The 18,899-nt window shown below is 61.9% G+C and carries 17 protein-coding genes; 6 read left to right on the top strand and 11 right to left on the bottom strand.

Annotated elements, in window-relative coordinates; genetic code table 11:
- Nucleotides 1-83: 83 nt before the first annotated feature.
- The 4 genes from HDE76_RS19825 to HDE76_RS19810 form a co-directional block, all read right to left on the bottom strand.
- Nucleotides 84-1,091, bottom strand: coding sequence for a class I fructose-bisphosphate aldolase (locus HDE76_RS19825; RefSeq protein WP_179481194.1), 1,008 nt, complete (start codon nt 1,089-1,091; stop codon nt 84-86).
- Between the two features lie 177 nt (nt 1,092-1,268).
- A complete protein-coding gene (locus HDE76_RS19820) occupies nt 1,269-1,709 on the bottom strand; it encodes an energy transducer TonB (RefSeq protein ID WP_179481196.1) in 441 nt (146 codons plus the stop codon).
- A gap of 102 nt (nt 1,710-1,811) precedes the next feature.
- Nucleotides 1,812-3,287, bottom strand: coding sequence for a pyruvate kinase (gene pyk / locus HDE76_RS19815; protein WP_179481198.1), 1,476 nt, complete (start codon nt 3,285-3,287; stop codon nt 1,812-1,814).
- A gap of 167 nt (nt 3,288-3,454) precedes the next feature.
- A complete protein-coding gene (locus HDE76_RS19810; RefSeq protein WP_184510110.1) occupies nt 3,455-4,252 on the bottom strand; it encodes a S1/P1 nuclease in 798 nt (265 codons plus the stop codon).
- Nucleotides 4,253-4,488: 236 nt separating this feature from the next.
- On the opposite strand from HDE76_RS19810, the gene gap reads away from it, so the two are divergent.
- Nucleotides 4,489-5,490, top strand: coding sequence for a type I glyceraldehyde-3-phosphate dehydrogenase (gap, locus tag HDE76_RS19805; RefSeq protein WP_179481203.1), 1,002 nt, complete (start codon nt 4,489-4,491; stop codon nt 5,488-5,490).
- A gap of 80 nt (nt 5,491-5,570) precedes the next feature.
- Here gap and tpx read toward each other — a convergent pair whose 3' ends face one another.
- From tpx to hppD, 4 genes are all read right to left on the bottom strand, one after another.
- Entirely contained in the window at nt 5,571-6,071 is a 501-nt protein-coding gene (gene tpx, locus HDE76_RS19800; RefSeq protein ID WP_179481205.1) for a thiol peroxidase, read from the bottom strand.
- Between the two features lie 108 nt (nt 6,072-6,179).
- A complete protein-coding gene (locus HDE76_RS19795; RefSeq protein WP_179481207.1) occupies nt 6,180-7,166 on the bottom strand; it encodes a fumarylacetoacetate hydrolase family protein in 987 nt (328 codons plus the stop codon).
- Between the two features lie 28 nt (nt 7,167-7,194).
- Complete coding sequence (gene hmgA, locus HDE76_RS19790) at nt 7,195-8,532, bottom strand: homogentisate 1,2-dioxygenase (RefSeq protein WP_184510108.1); 1,338 nt, start codon at nt 8,530-8,532, stop codon at nt 7,195-7,197.
- 89 nt (nt 8,533-8,621) lie between these two features.
- On the bottom strand, nt 8,622-9,716 hold the full coding sequence (gene hppD / locus HDE76_RS19785; RefSeq protein WP_184510106.1) for a 4-hydroxyphenylpyruvate dioxygenase: 1,095 nt from the start codon (nt 9,714-9,716) through the stop codon (nt 8,622-8,624).
- Nucleotides 9,717-9,975: 259 nt separating this feature from the next.
- On the opposite strand from hppD, the gene HDE76_RS19780 reads away from it, so the two are divergent.
- The gene (locus tag HDE76_RS19780) at nt 9,976-10,479 is read left to right on the top strand and encodes a MarR family winged helix-turn-helix transcriptional regulator (RefSeq protein ID WP_184510104.1); all 504 of its coding nucleotides are present in this window, start codon (nt 9,976-9,978) and stop codon (nt 10,477-10,479) included.
- Between the two features lie 59 nt (nt 10,480-10,538).
- On the opposite strand, the gene HDE76_RS19775 is transcribed toward HDE76_RS19780, so the two are convergent.
- Entirely contained in the window at nt 10,539-11,402 is an 864-nt protein-coding gene (locus tag HDE76_RS19775) for a tryptophan 2,3-dioxygenase family protein (protein ID WP_184510135.1), read from the bottom strand.
- 296 nt (nt 11,403-11,698) lie between these two features.
- Between HDE76_RS19775 and pdhA the strand changes: the two genes are divergently transcribed.
- From pdhA to HDE76_RS19760, 3 genes are all read left to right on the top strand, one after another.
- Nucleotides 11,699-12,799 carry a pyruvate dehydrogenase (acetyl-transferring) E1 component subunit alpha gene (gene pdhA / locus HDE76_RS19770; RefSeq protein WP_179481215.1) on the top strand — a complete coding sequence of 367 codons (1,101 nt, stop codon included), beginning with the start codon at nt 11,699-11,701 and terminating at the stop codon, nt 12,797-12,799.
- 4 nt (nt 12,800-12,803) lie between these two features.
- Entirely contained in the window at nt 12,804-13,784 is a 981-nt protein-coding gene (locus HDE76_RS19765) for an alpha-ketoacid dehydrogenase subunit beta (protein ID WP_179481217.1), read from the top strand.
- Between the two features lie 102 nt (nt 13,785-13,886).
- Nucleotides 13,887-15,278 (top strand): dihydrolipoamide acetyltransferase family protein, encoded by a 1,392-nt coding sequence (locus HDE76_RS19760; RefSeq protein WP_184510101.1) that lies wholly within the window; start codon nt 13,887-13,889, stop codon nt 15,276-15,278.
- 642 nt (nt 15,279-15,920) lie between these two features.
- On the opposite strand, the gene HDE76_RS19755 is transcribed toward HDE76_RS19760, so the two are convergent.
- Both HDE76_RS19755 and HDE76_RS19750 read right to left on the bottom strand, forming a co-directional pair.
- The gene (locus HDE76_RS19755; protein ID WP_184510099.1) at nt 15,921-17,042 is read right to left on the bottom strand and encodes an IS1595 family transposase; all 1,122 of its coding nucleotides are present in this window, start codon (nt 17,040-17,042) and stop codon (nt 15,921-15,923) included.
- Between the two features lie 329 nt (nt 17,043-17,371).
- Nucleotides 17,372-17,647 (bottom strand): hypothetical protein, encoded by a 276-nt coding sequence (locus tag HDE76_RS19750; protein ID WP_255481705.1) that lies wholly within the window; start codon nt 17,645-17,647, stop codon nt 17,372-17,374.
- A gap of 188 nt (nt 17,648-17,835) precedes the next feature.
- Between HDE76_RS19750 and HDE76_RS19745 the strand changes: the two genes are divergently transcribed.
- Nucleotides 17,836-18,837, top strand: coding sequence for a hypothetical protein (locus HDE76_RS19745; protein ID WP_184510094.1), 1,002 nt, complete (start codon nt 17,836-17,838; stop codon nt 18,835-18,837).
- Nucleotides 18,838-18,899: the final 62 nt, after the last annotated feature.

The following is an 18,899-nucleotide window of genomic DNA, read 5'->3' as shown; positions in this document are numbered from 1 at the left end:
CGTCGACGCGCTTTCTGAAAGCAGTAAAAAAAACGGGCGCCCAAAGCGCCCGTTTTTTATCGCGTTCGACAAGAAGCGCTCGGCTACTTGGCGTGCCACTGGCCCAAGGCGGCCAAGCCGTTGTCGCGTGCTCGCGCATGCACGGTCTTCTGGGCTTCGACGTAATTCGCCTTCATGTCCTTGGCCCACAGCTTCAGTGCCGCCTGCTGCATGGCGCGACCGTACGAGAACGACAGCGGCCAGGGATGCGGCCCGATGCGGTTCATTGCATTGAGGTGCGCAGTGGATTGCTCATCCGTCTGACCGCCGGAGAGGAATACGATGCCCGGCAGCGAAGCCGGCACGGTGGTCTTGAGCACGCGCACGGTGGCTTCGGCCACTTCCTCGACATCGACCTGCTCGTCCGAATCCTTGCCGGGAATGACCATGCTGACTTTCAGAATGGTGCCTTCCAGCATCACGTTCTGCTCGTACAGCGCGTTGAACAGGCTGCGCAGCACGGCCTCGTGCACCTCGTAGCTCACCTCGATGCTGTGGTCGCCGTCCATGATCACTTCCGGCTCGACCATCGGCACTATGCCCGCCTCCTGGCACAGCGCGGCGTAGCGTGCCAGCACGTGGCAGTTGGCTTCGATCGCACTGGAGCTGGGGTTGTCTTCGCTGATGTTGATCACGGCGCGCCACTTGGCGAACTGCGCGCCGAGCTTGGCGTATTCCTGCAGGCGCTCGCGCAGGCCATCGAGGCCTTCGGTGACGACGTCGCCCGGGAAACCGGCCAGCGGCTGCGGGCCCTTGTCGACCTTGATGCCGGGAATGATGCCGGCCTTCTTCATGATCTGGGTAAACGGCACGCCGTCCTTGGTCGACTGGCGGATCGTCTCGTCGTACAGGATCGCACCGGAAATATGCTCGGACAGACCGGGCGTGGTCAGCAGCAATTCGCGGTAGGCGCGACGATTTTCCTCGGTATTTTCGATGCCCACGGCGTCGAAGCGTTTGGCGATCGTGTTGGTCGACTCGTCGATGGCGATAATGCCCTTGCCGGGCGCGACCATTGCCAGGGCGATGCTTTCGAGATCTTCAATACTCATGCTGACTCCGTAGTGCGAAGGCGATGCGGGACCGCAAAAAAGACCGCCGCTTCGGGATCGAAGCGGCGTGGTTCAAAACATCAATTATAGGCCAGATCGGCAAAACCGACCTGCAGGCGCCGTATCAAGGCTTCGCGCGCAATTCGCCGGCGGGGTTTTGCGGCTCGGCTTAGCTGATTACTGCCCGTAACCCGGCAGCTTGCAGGCATCCGTCAGCGCCTGGCGCTTGGCCTTGTCGTCGGGGGAATTGAACGCTACGACGTAATAGGTATCCACCGGATCACCCTGGCGGTTGGTCAGCGACGGCCCGTAGCGGAAATTGGCCACCGCACTGGCCGCCGCCGGACCCAGATCGCTGCGCGGCACGACCTTGGCCACCTTCACGTTCATCGGCACGCCACCCGAACCCACGGTGTAAGTCACCGCCACACAACCGGGCTTGTCCAGATTCAGGCCGCTGTTGGGCGTATTCATCTGCACATTGGTATTGAGCAGAATCCAATCGTGCGAGAGGTGCTCCGGGTCCAGCCTGCGCGCCTGCGCCATCACCGGCGCGGCGCTCCCCAGTGCCAGTGCCAACAAAAGGCCTTTACCAAGCGGGCAAAATATCGATTTCATGGCGATCTCCTGAATGGGCGCGGGACAAGCTGATACTCGAAGTGTAGTCGCGTCTTCGATACCTGGCGAAACCGCCGGCATAAAGATCGAGCGCCCCATTCATCAAAGATCGCGCAGACTCTCGACCATGCCTTCGGCACCCACGGAAAGCAGCTTCAGCGTGTTGGTGCCGCCACCGCGGCCGACGTGGTCGCCGTGGGTGAGCACGACACGATCGCCCTCACTCAGTTTGCCCGCGCCGAACAGCTGCTGCACGGCCGCCCGCGCGGACGATGCGCTGGTCAACCCCACATGGTTGAACTTGACCGGCTGCACGTCGCGCAGCATCAGCATGCGGCGACGCGCATCGTCGAACGGCGACAGTGCGTAGATCGGCACGGCGCTGCGATAGCGCGACAGCCACTGCGCCGTCGCACCGGTTTCGGTGAGCGCGACGATGGCCCGCACGCCTAGCTCGCTGGCCAGCAGCATGGCAGCCAGCGCGATCGCCTGATCCGTGCGATCGATCGTGCGGCCCTGGCCGGCCAGATCGTCTTTGGGTTCGAACTGGCGTTCGGCACCGAGGCAGATACGGCGCATCGCAGCTACGGCCTTGTCCGGATGGGCACCGGCGGCGGTCTCCTCCGACAGCATCACCGCATCGGTGCCGTCGATCACCGCATTGGCCACGTCGAGCACTTCGGCGCGGGTGGGAATCGGCGATCGCACCATCGACTGCAGCATCTGCGTCGCGGTAATCACGGCGCGGTTACGCTCCACCGATTCGCGGATGATCTTTTTCTGCAGGCCGGGCAATTCGGCGTCACCGATCTCTACGCCCAGATCGCCGCGCGCCACCATCACCACATCGGACGCGTCGATGATTTCGCCCAGCACGGGAATCGCGTCGGCGCGCTCGATCTTTGCCACCAGTGCAGCGTTGCCACCGGCTTCGTGCAGCAGCTGGCGAGCCTGATTCATGTCCGCGGCGGAGCGCACGAACGACACGGCCAGAAAGTCGGCACCGATCTCGGCCGCGAGCTTGATGTCGTTGCGATCCTTGTCCGACAACGCCTCCACCGAAAGCCCGCCACCCTGGCGGTTGAGGCCTTTGCGATCGGACAGCTTGCCGGCAATCTGCACGACGCAGTGAATGTCCGCGCCCTGCACGCTGATCACGTCCAGCGCGACCAGTCCGTCGTCGAGCAACAGCACGTCGCCGGCATGCACGTCGTGCGGCAGGCCGTAGTAGCTGACACCCACATGGTCGATCGTGCCGGGAGCCGCATCGGGTCGGCATTCAAGCACGAAAGCTGCACCCGTCTGCAGCTCGATCGGTCCGTTGGCAAACCGCTCGATGCGAATTTTCGGACCCTGCAGATCGGCCAGAATGCCGACCTCCCTGCCTACTTTCGCGGCCGCTTCGCGGACCGCCGCGGCGCGTGCACGATGATCGTCCGGCTGGCCGTGCGAGAGGTTGAGGCGAACCACATCGACGCCCTCGCTGATGATGCGTTCGAGCATGCCGGGTGCATCGGTGGCGGGGCCAAGGGTGGCGACGATCTTGGTGCGGCGAGTCTGGATGAGTTCGTTAGTCATCCGCACAACTTAGCAATTTCGGTCCGGCGTTACCACGATGCAGCACCGCAACCCAGACTTTTCGAGGCTTTTCATAAATGCAGGTGAGAAAAAATATCAGCCGCCGCTCTACAGAGGCTTTTAGCGAATCGACACGTCAATCGGTCACGACGTCACGTTTTCTCCCGTCAGTCCAACGCTTCGTTCAATACCTCGGCCAGCCGCACGCCACCCTGCTCCAGCCTGGTCTGAACGACCGGCCACGCCTTCTGCTGATAGCGCTGCGACCACGCCTCGCCGGACGGCTTGTCGATATCCATGTAAGCCACGTTCCGCGCCAGCATGTGCGACTCGTCGGCCCAGACGATCGAAGCATCGGCAATCTGGGGCAACAGGTTGTGCGTCGCCCAGTTCGCACGCTGCACTGGCGAGATAGCCGCGTCCAGCGTCATCGCATCGGCCTGCACCGCCGCGTGATCGAAGCTGTAATTCGGCCCGGGCTGCAGGTTGAGCGCGTGGCGCAGAATGCCGCCGTCCCACATGGCATGCAGGTTGGTACCCTGACCGAAAAACTGCACCTGCACGGTGTTGCCGCCCTTGTCGTCATTGTCTTCGGCATGCAGCGGCTGGTGAATGTCGCCAACCAGATGCACGACCCACTTCAGCGCCAGCAGCCGCGCCTGCGGCGAGGCCGATTTGTCGGCCAGCACGTGGACGTTTTCATCGAGTTTGGCGACGACGCAATTGCCCTCTTTGCAATCGCGTGCGGCATCGTAGCGCTCGGCTTTCAGGGGAATATCGACGTAGTGCCAGGTGCCGGTGTGCGGAAACTCCTTGCGGTTGCCATCGGCCCACGAGGAAATCTGATCCAACCGGTCCAGCCCCTCCAGCTTCAGCAATGACGCCACCTCGGCCGCGGCGGCCGAGTCCAGATGTGCCTGAGCGATATCCGCCACGATGGCATGCCCTTCAGGGCCCCAGGACATGGCCAAAGGCGTGGCTAGGCCGAGCAGGCCAGCACAGGCAGCGACGACAAGGCAATTCGGACGCAGGTTCATGAAGTTCGACCACGATGGCAACAGACGGGCTGAGAAGTCTGCCACAGGCGCATGACAGCTCTCGACCCGTACGTTCTTTCGGCAGGCAGGTGGCCTCGCCCGCATGCCCTGTTAGAATCCGGGGTTCATTCAACGAGCTGCGCTGCGCGCGGGAGTTTCCAGCAATGACGATCAAGGTAGGCATCAACGGCTTCGGCCGCATCGGCCGCAACGTACTGCGCGCCGCCGTGCAGAACTTCGGCAACGACATCGAGATCGTCGCCATCAACGATCTGCTGGAACCCGACTACCTGGCGTATATGCTGCAATACGACTCCGTGCACGGCCGCTTCAAGGGCGACGTGTCGGTCGAGGGCAGCACGCTGGTGATCAACGGCAAGAAAATTCGCCTCACCGCCGAGCGCGACCCGGCCGCGCTGAAGTGGGACGAAGTCGGCGCCGAGGTGGTGATCGAATCCACCGGCATATTTCTGACCAAGGAAGGCGCGCAAAAGCATATCGATGCCGGCGCCAAGAAGGTGATCCTGTCCGCGCCGTCGAAGGACGACACGCCGATGTTCGTCTACGGCGTCAACGACAAGAGCTACAAGGGCGAAGCGATCATCTCCAATGCATCGTGCACGACCAACTGCCTGGCCCCGCTGGCCAAGGTGATCAACGACAAGTGGGGCATCAAGCGCGGCCTGATGACCACCGTGCACGCCACCACCGCGACGCAGAAAACCGTCGATGGCCCGTCCTCCAAGGACTGGCGCGGCGGCCGCGGCATTCTGGAAAACATCATTCCTTCCTCCACCGGCGCGGCCAAGGCCGTGGGCGTGGTGATTCCGGAACTCAACAAGAAGCTGACCGGCATGAGCTTCCGCGTACCGACCTCGGACGTCTCCGTGGTCGACCTGACCTGCGAACTGGAAAAGCCGGCCACCTACGCCGAGATCTGCGCCGAAATGAAGGCACAGAGCGAAGGCGCGCTGAAGGGCGTGCTGGGCTATACCGAAGACGCCGTGGTCGCCACCGATTTCCGCGGCGAAACCCGCACCTCGGTGTTCGATGCCAACGCCGGCATCGCGCTGGACTCGACCTTCGTCAAGCTGGTGTCCTGGTACGACAACGAGTGGGGCTATTCGAACAAGTGCCTGGAAATGGTACGGGTTGTCGCCAAGTAATTGGGCTTCAAACTGACCAAGAAAAAAGCGCCCATGAGGCGCTTTTTTCTTGGAGCGACGACATGCGGAGCAACCGCCGGTTACTTCAGTACGGCAAGCACCGCCTCGTAATTCGGCTCGTTGGCGATCTCGCCGACCAGCTCGGTGTGAATCACCTTGTCCTGCTCATCCAGCACCACTACAGCCCGCGCGGTCAGGCCGGCCAGCGGACCCTCGGCCAGAGCGACGCCGTAGTTGTTGATGAACTCATGGCCGCGCAGCGTGGACAGCGTCACCACGTTATCCAGGCCTTCGGCGCCACAGAAGCGCGCCTGTGCGAACGGCAGGTCCGCCGAGATGCAAAGCACCACAGTGTTGTCGAGTTGGCTGGCGGACTCGTTGAAATGGCGCACCGAGGTGGCACAGGTCGGCGTATCGACGCTTGGGAAAATATTCAGCACTTTGCGCTTGCCGCTGAAGTTGGACAGCGTGACATCGGCAAGATCTTTGCCGACCAGCTTGAATGCCGGTGCCTTGCTGCCGACGGTGGGAAAGGTCCCGTCGACCTTGACCGGGTTGCCGCGGAGAGTGACTTGAGACATGAGGTTTTCCTTGAACGAAGAGAACGAAGGGGAAGGAACCGTCACGATACCGCGTCGGCGCGACCCGCGCCTATCCCGACCGCCGCGCGCTGGGTCAGTCCGACCGCATCATGGTTTCAGCGGCGCGATACGTTGCTCGATGGCGCCGAAAATGCTGGCCCCTGCGGCATCCGTGACATCCATCCGCAGGCTGTCGCCGAACTTCAAAAAGGGGGTCTTTGCTTCGCCGTCACGCAGCGTTTCCACGGTGCGCTGCTCGGCCAGGCAGGAGGCGCCCTTGCTCGTGTCCTGGTTGGCGATGGTGCCCGAACCGACGATGGTGCCAGCGGTCAGCGGCCGGGTTTTTGCCGCGTGCGCCACCAGTTCGGCAAAGCTGAACTGCATGTCCACGCCGCATTCGGCCTCGCCGAACCAGGCGCCGTTCAACCAGGTACGCATGGGCAGGTGCAGCTTGTCGCCCTGCCAGGCATCGCCGAGTTCGTCGGGCGTGACCAGTACTGGCGACAAGGCCGAACGTGGCTTGCTCTGCAGGAAGCCGAAGCCCTTGGCCAGCTCGCCGGGAATCAGCCCGCGCAGGCTGACGTCGTTGACCAGCCCGATCAGTTGGATGTGTTCGGCAGCCTGCGCGGCGGTCGGCGCCATCGGCACATCGTCGGTGACCACCACGACTTCGGCTTCCAGATCGATGCCATAGTCCTCGCTGGGCACGATCACCGGATCGCGCGGGCCGAGAAAGCCCGCGCTGGTCGCCTGATACATCAGCGGATCGGTGTAGAAGCTGGCCGGCACCTCGGCGCCGCGCGCCTTGCGCACCCGCTCGACGTGCGGCAGATAGGCGCTGCCGTCGACGAACTCGTAAGCACGCGGCAGCGGCGATGCCAGCAGGCTCATGTCGAGTGCGAAGCTCCCGCTGGCCTGACCTTCATTGAGCTGCTCGTACAGCGCATTCAGGCGCGGCGCACTGTTCGACCAGTCGTCGAGTGCGGCCTGGAGGGTGTTGGCGATGCCGCTCGCTTTGACGGCCTTGGTCAGATCGCGGCTTACCACGATGAGCGTACCGTCGCGGCCGCCTTCCTTGAGACTTCCCAGCTTCATGTTTTTCTCTCGACAGAATGGATGGTGCTTATGCCTGCGACGGATCGAAATGCCTGGCTATGCCTTGCCAGCACTCGTAATAGTTGCCCTGCAGCTGCGGCGAATCCAGCGCCTGCTGCGTAGGGCGGATGACCTTGCGCGTTTCGAACATGAAAGCCATGGTGCCTTCGATGACGTTCGGCTTGGATAAATCCGCCGTCGACGCTTTTTCGAACGTAGCCGCATCCGGACCGTGGCCGCTCATGCAGTTGTGCAGCGACGCACCGCCCGGCACAAAACCTTCCGCCTTGGCATCGTAGACGCCGGCGATCAGGCCCATGAATTCGCTGGCCACGTTGCGATGGAACCACGGCGGACGGAACGTGTGCTGCGCCACCAGCCAGCGCGGTGGGAAGATCGCAAAATCCACGTTCGCGGTGCCGGCAGTATCGCTGGGTGACGTAAGAACCGTGAATATCGACGGGTCGGGATGATCGAAGCTGATCGAGCCGATCGCATTGAAGCGGCGCAGGTCGTATTTGTAGGGCGCGTAGTTGCCGTGCCAGGCGACCACGTCCAGCGGAGAGTGATCGATCTTCGCCGACCACAGCGCGCCCTGGAATTTGGCGACCAGCTCGAAGGCGCCGTCGACGTCTTCGTAGGCCGCATGCGGCGTCAGGAAGTCGCGCGCGTTGGCCAGACCGTTCGAGCCGATAGGACCCAGATCGGGAAGGCGCAGAAAGGCGCCGAAGTTCTCGCAGACGTAGCCGCGCGCACATGGATGTGCAAGTGCCGCGGGTGCAGGATGCGCAGTAGCGGCCGCTTCGGCATCCGGCAACTCCACGCGGAAGCGCACGCCGCGCGGAATCACCGCGATCTCCTGCGGCTCGATCTCGATCACGCCAAGCTCAGTGGCCAGCCGCAGCTTGCCGAGCTGCGGCACGATCACCAGTTCGCCGTCGGCGCTGTAGAAAAAACGCCCCTGCATCGAGCGATTGGCCGTGTAGACGTGGATACCCACGCCCGCCTGTTCGTCAGCGCCGCCGTTGCCCGCCAGCGTGACCAATCCATCGATGAAATCCGTCGGCGCGTCTGGCAGCGGCAGCGGATTCCAACGCAGCTGGTTCGGCGTGGCCGGCGCTTCGTTGAAACGGTTGTGTAACGTGGCATGCGCCAGCGGCGCAAACGGTTCGTGTACGGCAGCCGGACGAATGCGGTACAACCAGCTGCGACGATTGCCGTGGCGTGGCGCGGTGAACGCCGTACCAGACAGCTGCTCGGCATACAGGCCGTGCGCTACGCGCTGCGGCGAATTCTGTCCCACCGGCAGCGTGCCGGGCAGCGCCTCGGTGGCGAATTCATTGCCGAAGCCGGACTGATAATTCATGGTCGGTAATCCTGGTTTAGACGACGCGCGCGGTGCCAAAAAAGGAGGGCCAAGTGACGGCAGCGCCGCCACTCGTGTCGGGCCAGGAATTACAGCACGCCACGACGCTCCTGATCGCGCTCGATGCTCTCGAACAAGGCCTGGAAATTACCTTCGCCGAAGCCCTCGTTACCCTTGCGCTGGATGATCTCGAAAAATATCGGGCCGATATTGTTCTGGGTGAAGATCTGCAGCAGCTTGCGCTGCTTGGTTTCCTTGTCGGCGTCGATCAGGATCTTGTTCTTGCGCAGACGCGGCACGTCTTCGCCATGGTTCGGTACGCGCAGGTCGATCACGTCGAAATACGTGTCCGGCGTGTCGAGGAATTCCACGCCCTGCGCGCGCATCTTCTCCACCGTCTCGTAAATATCGTCGGTGAAGCAGGCAATGTGCTGGATGCCCTCGCCCTTATACGCGTCGAGGTATTCGTTGATCTGCGACTTGGGATCGTTCGACTCGTTCAGCGGAATGCGCACCACGCCATCGGGCGCGGTCATGGCTTTGGATACCAGGCCGGTCTTGACGCCCTTGATGTCGAAGTAGCGGATCTCGCGGAAGTTGAACAACCGCTCGTAATAGTCCGACCACTTCTGCATATTGCCGAAGTAGAGGTTGTGCGTCAGGTGGTCGATAAAGGTCAGACCGAAACCGCTGGGGTTCGGCTCGGCACCGACGATCGGCGCATAGTTGCCGTCATAGATGCTGCCGGCGCTGCCGTAGCGATCGACCAGATACAGCATGCAGTCACCAATGCCCTTGACCACCGGCGCATCGACCGCCTTGCTGGCCGCCTTGTGGGTGATCTCTTCGCCGCCGTTGCCGAGCACGGTTTTCAGCACGTCCGCGGCAGGATGCTTGAAGCGGATAGCGAAACCGCAGGCGCAGGGACCGTGCGCGTTGGCGAAATCCGCGGCGAAGGAATCGGGATCTTCGTTGAGCAGAAAGTTGACGCCGTTCTGGCGATACACGGTGATCGGCCGCGACGTGTGCTTGAGCACCGCACTGAAACCCATCTTGCCGAACAGCGTGTGCAGCTCGGCCGCGCGGCCGACCGGCGCGGCGAACTCGACGAATTCGAATCCGTCGATACCCATGGGGTTGTCGAAGGTGGTGACTTGCATACCGAGATTGGGCTGGGCGTTCATTGGCAAGCTCCTAAAGTTGATGACGCCATTGATGGCAAGCTTCTAAAAAGTCGACAACGCCATTCATGGCAAGCTCCCGAAGTTAAAGACGCCATTCATGGCTAGCTCTTTACGCGGCGGGCTACGCCATTCATGGCGCTCCCCCGCTATCCGTTGGATGATGGCGAAGACCGACGCAAGCATGCGCGAGCTTGCGCAAAGAATCTGCGTAACCGACGTTATAGTTACATATGAAACCATTTGCAAGGACGATTGCAGCATGCCCGCCTCTCCGATACCGAAACCTGCATCCGTCAAACCGGCTACCGGGAAACCGCCGCATGCAAGAAAACCCGGGGAGCACGCGCCCATCGAGCTGGAAAACTTCCTGCCCTACAGGCTTTCGATCCTCTCCAACAGGGTGAGCCAGGCCATCGCTGACGACTATCAGCAACGCTACGACATCGGTGTGACCGAATGGCGCGTCATGGCCGTGCTGGCCCGCTTCGCGGGCCTGTCGGCGCGTGAAGTGGCCGAACGCACCGCGATGGACAAGGTGGCCGTCAGCCGGGCGCTGTCGCGACTGGTCGACGCCGGTCGGGTCAGCCGGCACACGCACGACAATGACAAGCGGCGCTCCGTACTCGATCTCACCGATGCGGGCTGGGCCATCCACGACGTAGTGGCGCCGATGGCCCGCCAGCGCGAACGCGAGGTGCTGGCCAAGCTCGACGAGCAGGAGCGCCTCTGGCTGAACCGCATTCTGGACAAGCTGCAGAGCTGAGGCGGCGCCGCTCGAAAACTAGACCGGCAACGGCCCGGCACATCGCCAGGTCCATCCGACTAAGCTCCTTTGGGCCGCAAGGTGGTACGCACCTCGAAGAGTTCAGGGAAAAACTCCAGTTCCAGCGCCTTTTTCAGGAACGACACACCGGATGAACCACCCGTACCACGGCGGAACCCGATGATCCGCTGCACCGTGCGCAAATGGCGGAAACGCCAGAGTTGGAACTGCGTCTCCAGATCGACGAAGTCCTCGCACAGCGCGTATTCGCGCCAGTAGCGGTCGGTATCGCCATAGACGCGTTCGAACACCGGCAGCAGGTCTGAATCGGAAGCATGCGGCTCGGCCCAGTCGCGATCGAGGTGCTTGGCCGGGATCGCATGATCGAAGCGCGCGAGATAACGCAAGAACTCATCGTAAAGGCTGGGCGCCACAAGCACCTCACGCAAGGCCGCCTGCCCGTCCGGATCGTGTTCGAACACCTTCAGCATGGCCGCGTTTTTGTTGCCGAGCATGAACTCCATCACCCGGTACTGCAGCGACTGGAAGCCCGACGAGGGGCCCAGCGTTTCGCGGAATTCGAGATATTCCGAGGGCGTCAGCGTCTCCAGCACGGCCCACTGCTCGGTCAGCTGGCGCAGTACCGACTTGCAGCGGGCGATCACCTTGCGCGTCTGCCAGACCTGATCACGGCGCAGAAAATCGATCGCCGAGCCCAGTTCGTGGATCATCAGCTTCATCCACAGCTCGCTGACCTGATGCTGCACGATGAACAGCAGCTCGTCGTGATGCGGCGGCTGGCTGCGGGGTTGCTGGGCGGCCAGCAGCAGATCGAGCCGTAGATAGCCGCCGTACGTCATCTTGCCTTCGAGATCGGTTTCGATGCCGGCTTCGAGGTCACGCTGGTTTTCAGCCATGGACAGGTCAACGCACTTTATAAAGCAGTCATGTTAGCGGTTACGCCCGCGCCGGGTCTTGATTCGACCCAACGAAGCCTGTGCTGGCTTGAATAGTTCCCCCTGCTACCGAACTTCATGGCACTTCAGGGAGTCGATGCAACAGCCCCGATACGCTGCCGCATTGCTGCGCCGAACCTTGCAGTGCAACATGGGAGCCTGTTATCAAGCGCGGTCTTGTTTGATCGTTTGCGCGCGCGGGCAGCCGCCGCGCGCATGATCTTCAGCCGCCTTTCCCGTATCCCCCCACGCCGGAGCGAGTCGTGACCATCGCCGCCAAGTTTGAAATTGAATACCTGCAATACCTCGACGCCGAGGGCAAGGAAGTTCGTGACGACCTTCCCGAATTTGCCAAAGACCTGCCGCATATGGTCGAGCTGTACAAACTGATGCTGTCGACCCGCGTGTTCGACGCCAAGTCCATCGCCCTGCAGCGCACCGGCAAGCTGGGCACCTACGCCAGCTGCCTGGGCCACGAGGCCTCGCACGTCGGCATCGGCAGCGCGATGCGGCCCGAAGACGTCCTCGCGGTGAGCTACCGCGAATACGGCGCTCAGCTCTATCGCGGCGTGCAGCCGCGCGAGGTCTACATGTACTGGGGCGGCGACGAGCGCGGCAACGACTATCAGAAGGAGCCCGCGCGACACGACTTCGCCTGGTCGGTGCCGATCGCCACACAGTGCCTGCACGCGGCGGGTACTGCACTGGCCTTCAAGATCCGCGGCGAAAAGCGCGTGGCCGTGTGCACCATCGGCGACGGCGGCTCGTCCAAGGGCGACTTCTACGGCGCCATCAATATCGCCGGCGCGCAGAACCTGCCGCTGGTGGCGGTGATCGTCAACAACCAGTGGGCGATCTCGGTGCCGCGCAAGATCCAGTCCGGCGCCCCGACGCTGGCACAGAAAGGCATTGCGGCCGGCCTGTTCTGCATCCAGGTGGACGGCAACGACATCATCGCCGTGCGCAAGGCGATGGAAGATGCACTCGAACGCGCGCGCAGCGGCCAGGGCGGCAGCGTGATCGAGGCGGTGACCTATCGCCTCGGCGATCACACCACCGCCGACGACGCCCGTCGCTACCGCGGCGAGCAGGAAGTGAAGGACGGCTGGGAGCGCGAACCGATGAAGCGCCTGCGCAATTGGCTGGTGGCCAAGGGCGTGTGGGACGACGCGAAAGAAGAGGCCTGGAAGGCCGAGTGCGACGAGTGGATGGACAACGAGGTGAACGCCTACCTCGAAACCAAGACGCAGCCGGTATCGGCGATGTTCGACTACATCTTCGCCGAAATCCCTGCCGATCTCGCCAAACAGCGGGATTACGTCCTTTCCCTCGAATCCGCATCCAATAAAAACAGGGCCCATTAAAGTCATGGCACAAATCACTCTTATCGAAGCCGTCACCCAGGCGCTCGCGTATGAAATGGCCCACGACGACAGCGTCGTCGTGCTCGGCGAAGACGTCGGCTTGAACGGCGGCGTGTTCCGCGCCACCCAGGGGCTGCAGGAAAAATTCGGCGAGCTGCGCGTACTCGATACGCCGCTGGACGAAACCACCATCGCCGGTGTGACGGTGGGACTGGCCGCTGCCGGTATGAAGCCCGTCGCCGAAGCGCAGTTCGAGGGCTTCATCTATCCGATGATGGAGCAGATCGCCTGCCACGCCGCGCGCCTGCGCAACCGCACGCGCGGCCGCATCACCGTGCCGGCGGTGTTCCGCGCACCTTGGGGCGGCGGTATCCGCGCGCCGGAGCATCACTCCGAGGCGAACGAGCACCTGTTCACCAATATCCCCGGCCTGCGCGTGGTGCTGCCGTCGTCGCCGGCGCGCGCCTACGGCTTGCTGCTCGCCGCGATCCGCGATCCCGATCCGGTGATGTTCTTCGAGCCCAAGCGCATCTATCGCCAGTACAAGGAAGAGGTGCCGGACGACGGCGAGGCGCTGCCGCTGGACGTCTGCTTCGTGCTGCGCGACGGCACCGACGTGACCCTGGTGACCTGGGGCGCGCAGGTGAAGGAATGCCTGGAAGCCGCCGACGAGCTGGCCGCCGAAGGCATCAGCGCCGAAGTGATCGACGTGGCTACGCTGACGCCGCTGGACTTCGACACCATTGCCGAGTCGGTGCAGAAGACCGGCCGCTGCGTCATCGTGCATGAAGCCCCGAAGACCGCCGGTTTCGGCGCCGAAATCGCCGCGCGCCTATCGGAGGAATGCCTCTACGACCTGCTCGCGCCGGTCGAGCGCGTGACCGGTTTCGACACGCACATCCCGCTGTTCCGCCTCGAGATGAAATACCTGCCCAGCGTGGAGCGCATCGTCGATGCGGCCAAGCGCACGCTGGCGGCAAGCTGATCTTTAGGGAACGGGGAACAGGGAACGAGGAACGTATAGTCCTCGGTAGCCCGACCGTTTCCCGTCCACCTTTTTTTGTTCCCCATTGCTGGATGAAATCCAATGGCTGATATCAAAACGTTCTACCTGCCCGACCTCGGCGAAGGCCTGCCCGACGCGACCGTGGTCGAGTGGCACGTCAAGGTCGGCGACAGCATCAAGCTGGACGCGCCGCTGTGCTCGATGGAAACCGCCAAGGCGGTCGTCGACGTGCCCTCGCCCTACACCGGCAAGGTGACCAAGCTGCACGGCGCGCCGGGCGACATCATCGAGACCGGCGCCGCGCTGGCCGAGTTCGAGCCCGACCCGAATGCCAAGCAGCGCGCGGAAGCCGAGTCTACCGGCCACCAGCATGGCCCGAAGAAAAGTGTGGGTAGCCCGGCACCACAGGAGAGCGAAAAAGTGGTCGCCTCCGATGAAGGTGGCGCAGTCGAAGAAACCACGGCCGTGCGCGAAGACGAGGGCACCGTGGTCGGCGCCATGGTCAGCGGCAATCACGTGCACGTCGAACAGGCCGCCAGCGTCGGCGGTGTGAAGGCGGTGCCGGCCGTGCGTGCGCTGGCCAAGAAACTCAAGATCGACCTGGCCCGCGTCGCGCCCACCGGTGCCGACGGCGTGGTGACGCTGAAGGACGTCAAGGATGCCGCCGCCAGCGGCTCGGCCGGCTTCGGTGCCGCGCCAGCACGCGCGGTCCCCGCGTCGGCCGGAAGGCATCTCGCCCCCGAGCTGCCGCAGCCCGTGCCACAGGAGCAGGCTCGCGGCCCGATTTCGCTCGCCGGCAAGCCGGTGCGTACCTCGTCGCCCGGCGCACAGGCGAGCGGCCAGCCCGAGCAGCTCAAGGGTGTGCGTCGCAACATGGCGCGCGTCATGGCCGACGCCCATGCGCAGGTCGTGCCGACCACCCTCGTCGACGATGCCGACCTGCATGCCTGGATCGGCAAGCAGGACATCACCGCCCGGCTGGTGCGCGCCATTGTGTTTGCCTGCAAGACCGTGCCGGCGCTGAATGCCTGGTTCGACGGTAAGAACCTCACGCGCACCCTGCATCCGCACGTCGACATCGGCATCGCGGTGGACACTGACGACGGCCTGTTCGTGCCGGCCCTGCGCAATGCCGACGTGCTCGACGCGGCCGGCGTGCGTTCGGCGATCAAGCGTTTGCGCACGCAAGTCGAAGATCGCAGCATCCCGGCATCGGAGCTGTCCGGCTACACCATCAGCCTGTCCAACTTCGGCATGTTCGCCGGCCGCTATGCGACGCCAGTGGTGGTGCCGCCGACCGTGGCCATCATCGGCGCGGGAAAGCTCAGCCACGACGTCGTCGCCGTGATCGGCGGTATCGAGGTGCATCGCCGCATGCCGCTGTCGGTGACGTTCGATCACCGCGCCGCCACCGGCGGTGAAGCGGCCCGCTTCCTCAAAGCCATGCTGGACGATCTGTCGCTGCCGAACTGAGTTGCAGCGTCAGCGACCGTCACGCAAAAGGCCCATGGTTTTCCACGGGCCTTTTGCTTTGATACCGCCATTTGGTAGCTAGTGCCCCAAGCGTCAAGCATTGAAGTTCGATAGGTTGAGCCATGACTTGGCGCACCCCATCGGCACTGAAGTGGTTGATTACCAAGCGCTCCCGCTTGTCGGGAGCGCTGCTCAAGCTTGACGACGAGCGAGCCAAGTTGCACGACAGGATAGCCTCGCTTGACTGTCGTGCAGGAGCATTGCTTAAGCAATTGGCTGCGCTTGACCAAACTATTGGTCTCCATGAGATACCTATGGACCCCCAGAATATTCGGCCAGTTCGCCCACACGCGCGCGCGCGACTACTGCCCTATGGGCAATTGAGCCGGATCATCTTCACAGAACTTCGTCTCGCGGGTGGCTGGCTTTCAACGACGGAAGTGGTTGCTCGAATCTTGTGGCATCTTCCAGAACGAGAACGATTTCCCGTCGAACCAATACGGCATTGCGTGCGTAAGCGACTTAGAACCTTGGCTAGGAAAGGGCTGCTTGACCGGCACACCAATGGCATTTCTGCCATCGGTGTAAACGATGGGAGCAGCGAAACTTATTGGCGGTTCACTTGCACGCACGACTACCCCGTCACTTAGTAGAAGGAAGGCGGGCCAGGAAATAGTCGAGCCCGAGCTCTTCCTTCCGATGCCGCCCTTGCCAATAGCCGGCCCACCACTGGGATACCGAAGAAGTCATCAATCCCGTCAGCAGCATATTGAACCGCTTGTCCTGCGCGTGTCGGCGGTGATTCTCTCGCCACACAAACTCGCAGGCATAGTCTTGCAGGTACTTTGGGCGGAAGCCGTGCAACGTACCGTATTCGCTTCGACGAAAGCGGCTGAAGAACGTCTCGCACATGTTGTCTGAGACGCCTTCCGGCGTGCTGAATTCATGGGCATGGGAGACTGTGTAATGCTCAGCGACATATGCACCGAGGACGCCATAGGCATTGCTCTCGTCCGTCATCACGCGCGACTCGGGATGGATGAAATGCTTTGCCAGCCGCGTCACCTCCGATTCGTTCTCGGCAGTGCAAATGAAGGCCATGCTACGACCGGAGCCCATCCTGTGCCCTGCGGATTGGCACAGTGAAATCACCACGCGCTTATTGGCTCGCTTGCACCAGTTCCGATACGTCATGCCCGCCTCAATCCACGGCTGGCTCGCATTCTCAGGAGCTTTCCTTCCGAAGCGTACTTTCAAGGCATCCTTGGGCATACGGATCTTGCGGTTAGGCTTGCGGGGCTTGCCACAAAAATAGCCACCATCGATATGTACGGTTCCATCCAAAGGGCGCAGATCCATCGTGCCCACCATCCATTCTCGGATCTTCCCGAAGAAAGCTTGAACGGTCTTGGGTGTGCACCCTACGCGACGCGATGCTTCAAGAAGTGACTGGCCTTTGGCGCCGTTTTCGAACGCCGAGAACAATCGAAGGATGTTGACAAAGCTCAACTTATGCCCATGAAACGGGGTGCCGCTGGTCACGCTGAATTCGTGTGAACAGTTGGGGTTGGCACAGCGCCATTGCTGTCTCGCTTTCCGGCGATAGTGCTTGCGGAACAAGCCGCACGCAGGACATCCTTGCTTGTCATCGTCGCCCCATCGAGCCTTGGCCAGCCATTGCTCGGCTGCTGCCTCGGCGTTCATGCCGTTGAGTGTTTTAGCTAGATTTCGCGATTCTTTTGAATGCAAGTGATGCTGCGTCATCCATATAGCCCGGGCAAAGGGATGCAGTGGCCCGCCTTGAGACGGGCCGCCGGACTGAGAGCAGTCCACCGGGCGCGCAGCACCACTGCACACCTTCAAAAAGGCGTGTTGCGGAAAGCTGAGCGGTGACGCACAATGGGGATGCAGGCCTCAAACTTGCATCGCCGCGGAAGCCCAGATCACCCCTGCAAGGGTTCTGGGCTTTCGTGCATCCGGCTCCCGGATTTATGGGGTTCCGAGGCTATGTCATGTGGCCTCCTTTCTCATCCTTTGGGCGTATGTGGGCAGACATCTCTGCTGCGCAGATGCCATCTCGCTACTTGGCAAACTTAGTTGGATGGCGGCACCCCACCAGCACCTTTGTTAGGTGCGGGACGCTCAGCCCCTTGCCGCAGCGCGGCCAGCCATGCGGCCACATCTTTCGTCAGGGCAAATTTGCCGCGGCGATGCTCCACTGAAAAAATCGGCACGGGTACGGTGCCGCGGGAAATTGCCTGCCGCAGCGCTTCGACACTCGGATAGCCGAGTGCTGAACGTAAATCGTCGCCACCCAGCAGCGGCGTGCCGTAGCGAACCAGTAGGTCACGTTCGAGCAGCTCAGCCAAGGAGGGTGTCGTCATGGGTCACAGTCACGCTGGGTCATATCGCAACACATGCTAGGGATGGCCCCCTTATCCCGCCAGCCTGTATATCCAGGGGTATGTTTTACTCTATATTTCGGCCTAACCCATTGAACTTGAAAGCATGATCCGGTGATCAGAAACGCTGTTTGGATCACTGAAGGAAAGGCGGCTTGAAGCAGCCACGAAGCCCTCTGAAGCAGACCATCGACGAGCAACGTGTGCGCATGTGGTACAGCTGGCTGCGTTGGTGCTCAGGGGAACCTACGGCCTACGCGCTCGAGAGGCGATTGCTACCAGAGGGATTCGCCCACACGGTCGATGGCGCCCTGTCACACCGCAATCGGATGCTTCACTATCGGGACGGCAAACATGTTCCCCGCCCCAACCTTGTGGAGCGGGCCGAGATTCTGTATCCCGGGGGACGTGCGCTGCTTGAACACCCCTATTGGGAAATCCTCGACCCGAATCAGGACGTGTCTGCCTGCGCAGATGCATGGTTAATGCGCTTAGCGCCTGATGTGCAACGCATCATATTTCGACCCAGACGTTCTGCCATCGAGGTTCGAGCGCGACGCAATACCCTCACCACAGCACCGCTGCAACCGTTGGAAAAGCTCGGAACATTCGATGCGCTGGCAGCTACTGCATTACTAATGCGAGAGGCTCTGCGTGCAGATGATGCGAGGAACGCACGCTATTGCGCCATGAGCTTCTGGCGACTTTTGCTCGTGATAAGTTCGTTGCATCCATTCTGCAACCTGTTGCCTGCCATAGCCGAACTGGCGGACAAGGCGCTTCTCCATCAAGTGGTTTACCGTGACGAACAGGTCTCAATTGGCTCGATCGCAATTTTGAACTACGAGGCCATACTGAATCGTTACTGCCCATCCGAGTCGGAGGATAGTGCTTCGAAGCTAAAGTTTGCCAGCTGGGTGAATGCACGCCTGTCTCTGATCCGTGGAGAAAAGCACATTGACCTATTACTGGCGTTTCATTTGCCCGTAGTGGCTACACCGGCCCTTCAGGCCAATCCCCAAAGGCATGCCCACTTCTTGCATATGCAAAGAGCACGGGAAACGGCATTCAACTACTGTTCTTCCGGCCTATGGCAACACCAATCTTTCAAGGACTATAAGAGTGGCGACGCCCCCCCGATTTTGAGTAGCACATAGGTTTGGAGTCCAATCCCCCTACTGACGGAGATTGGACGTGAAGAAGCGATTTACCGAAGAAC

The sequence above is a fragment of the Rhodanobacter sp. ANJX3 genome, assembly GCF_014200755.1.
GTDB lineage: Bacteria > Pseudomonadota > Gammaproteobacteria > Xanthomonadales > Rhodanobacteraceae > Rhodanobacter.
Note: the sequence above shows the minus strand (reverse complement) of the source record. Positions and strands in the feature narration are given on the sequence as shown.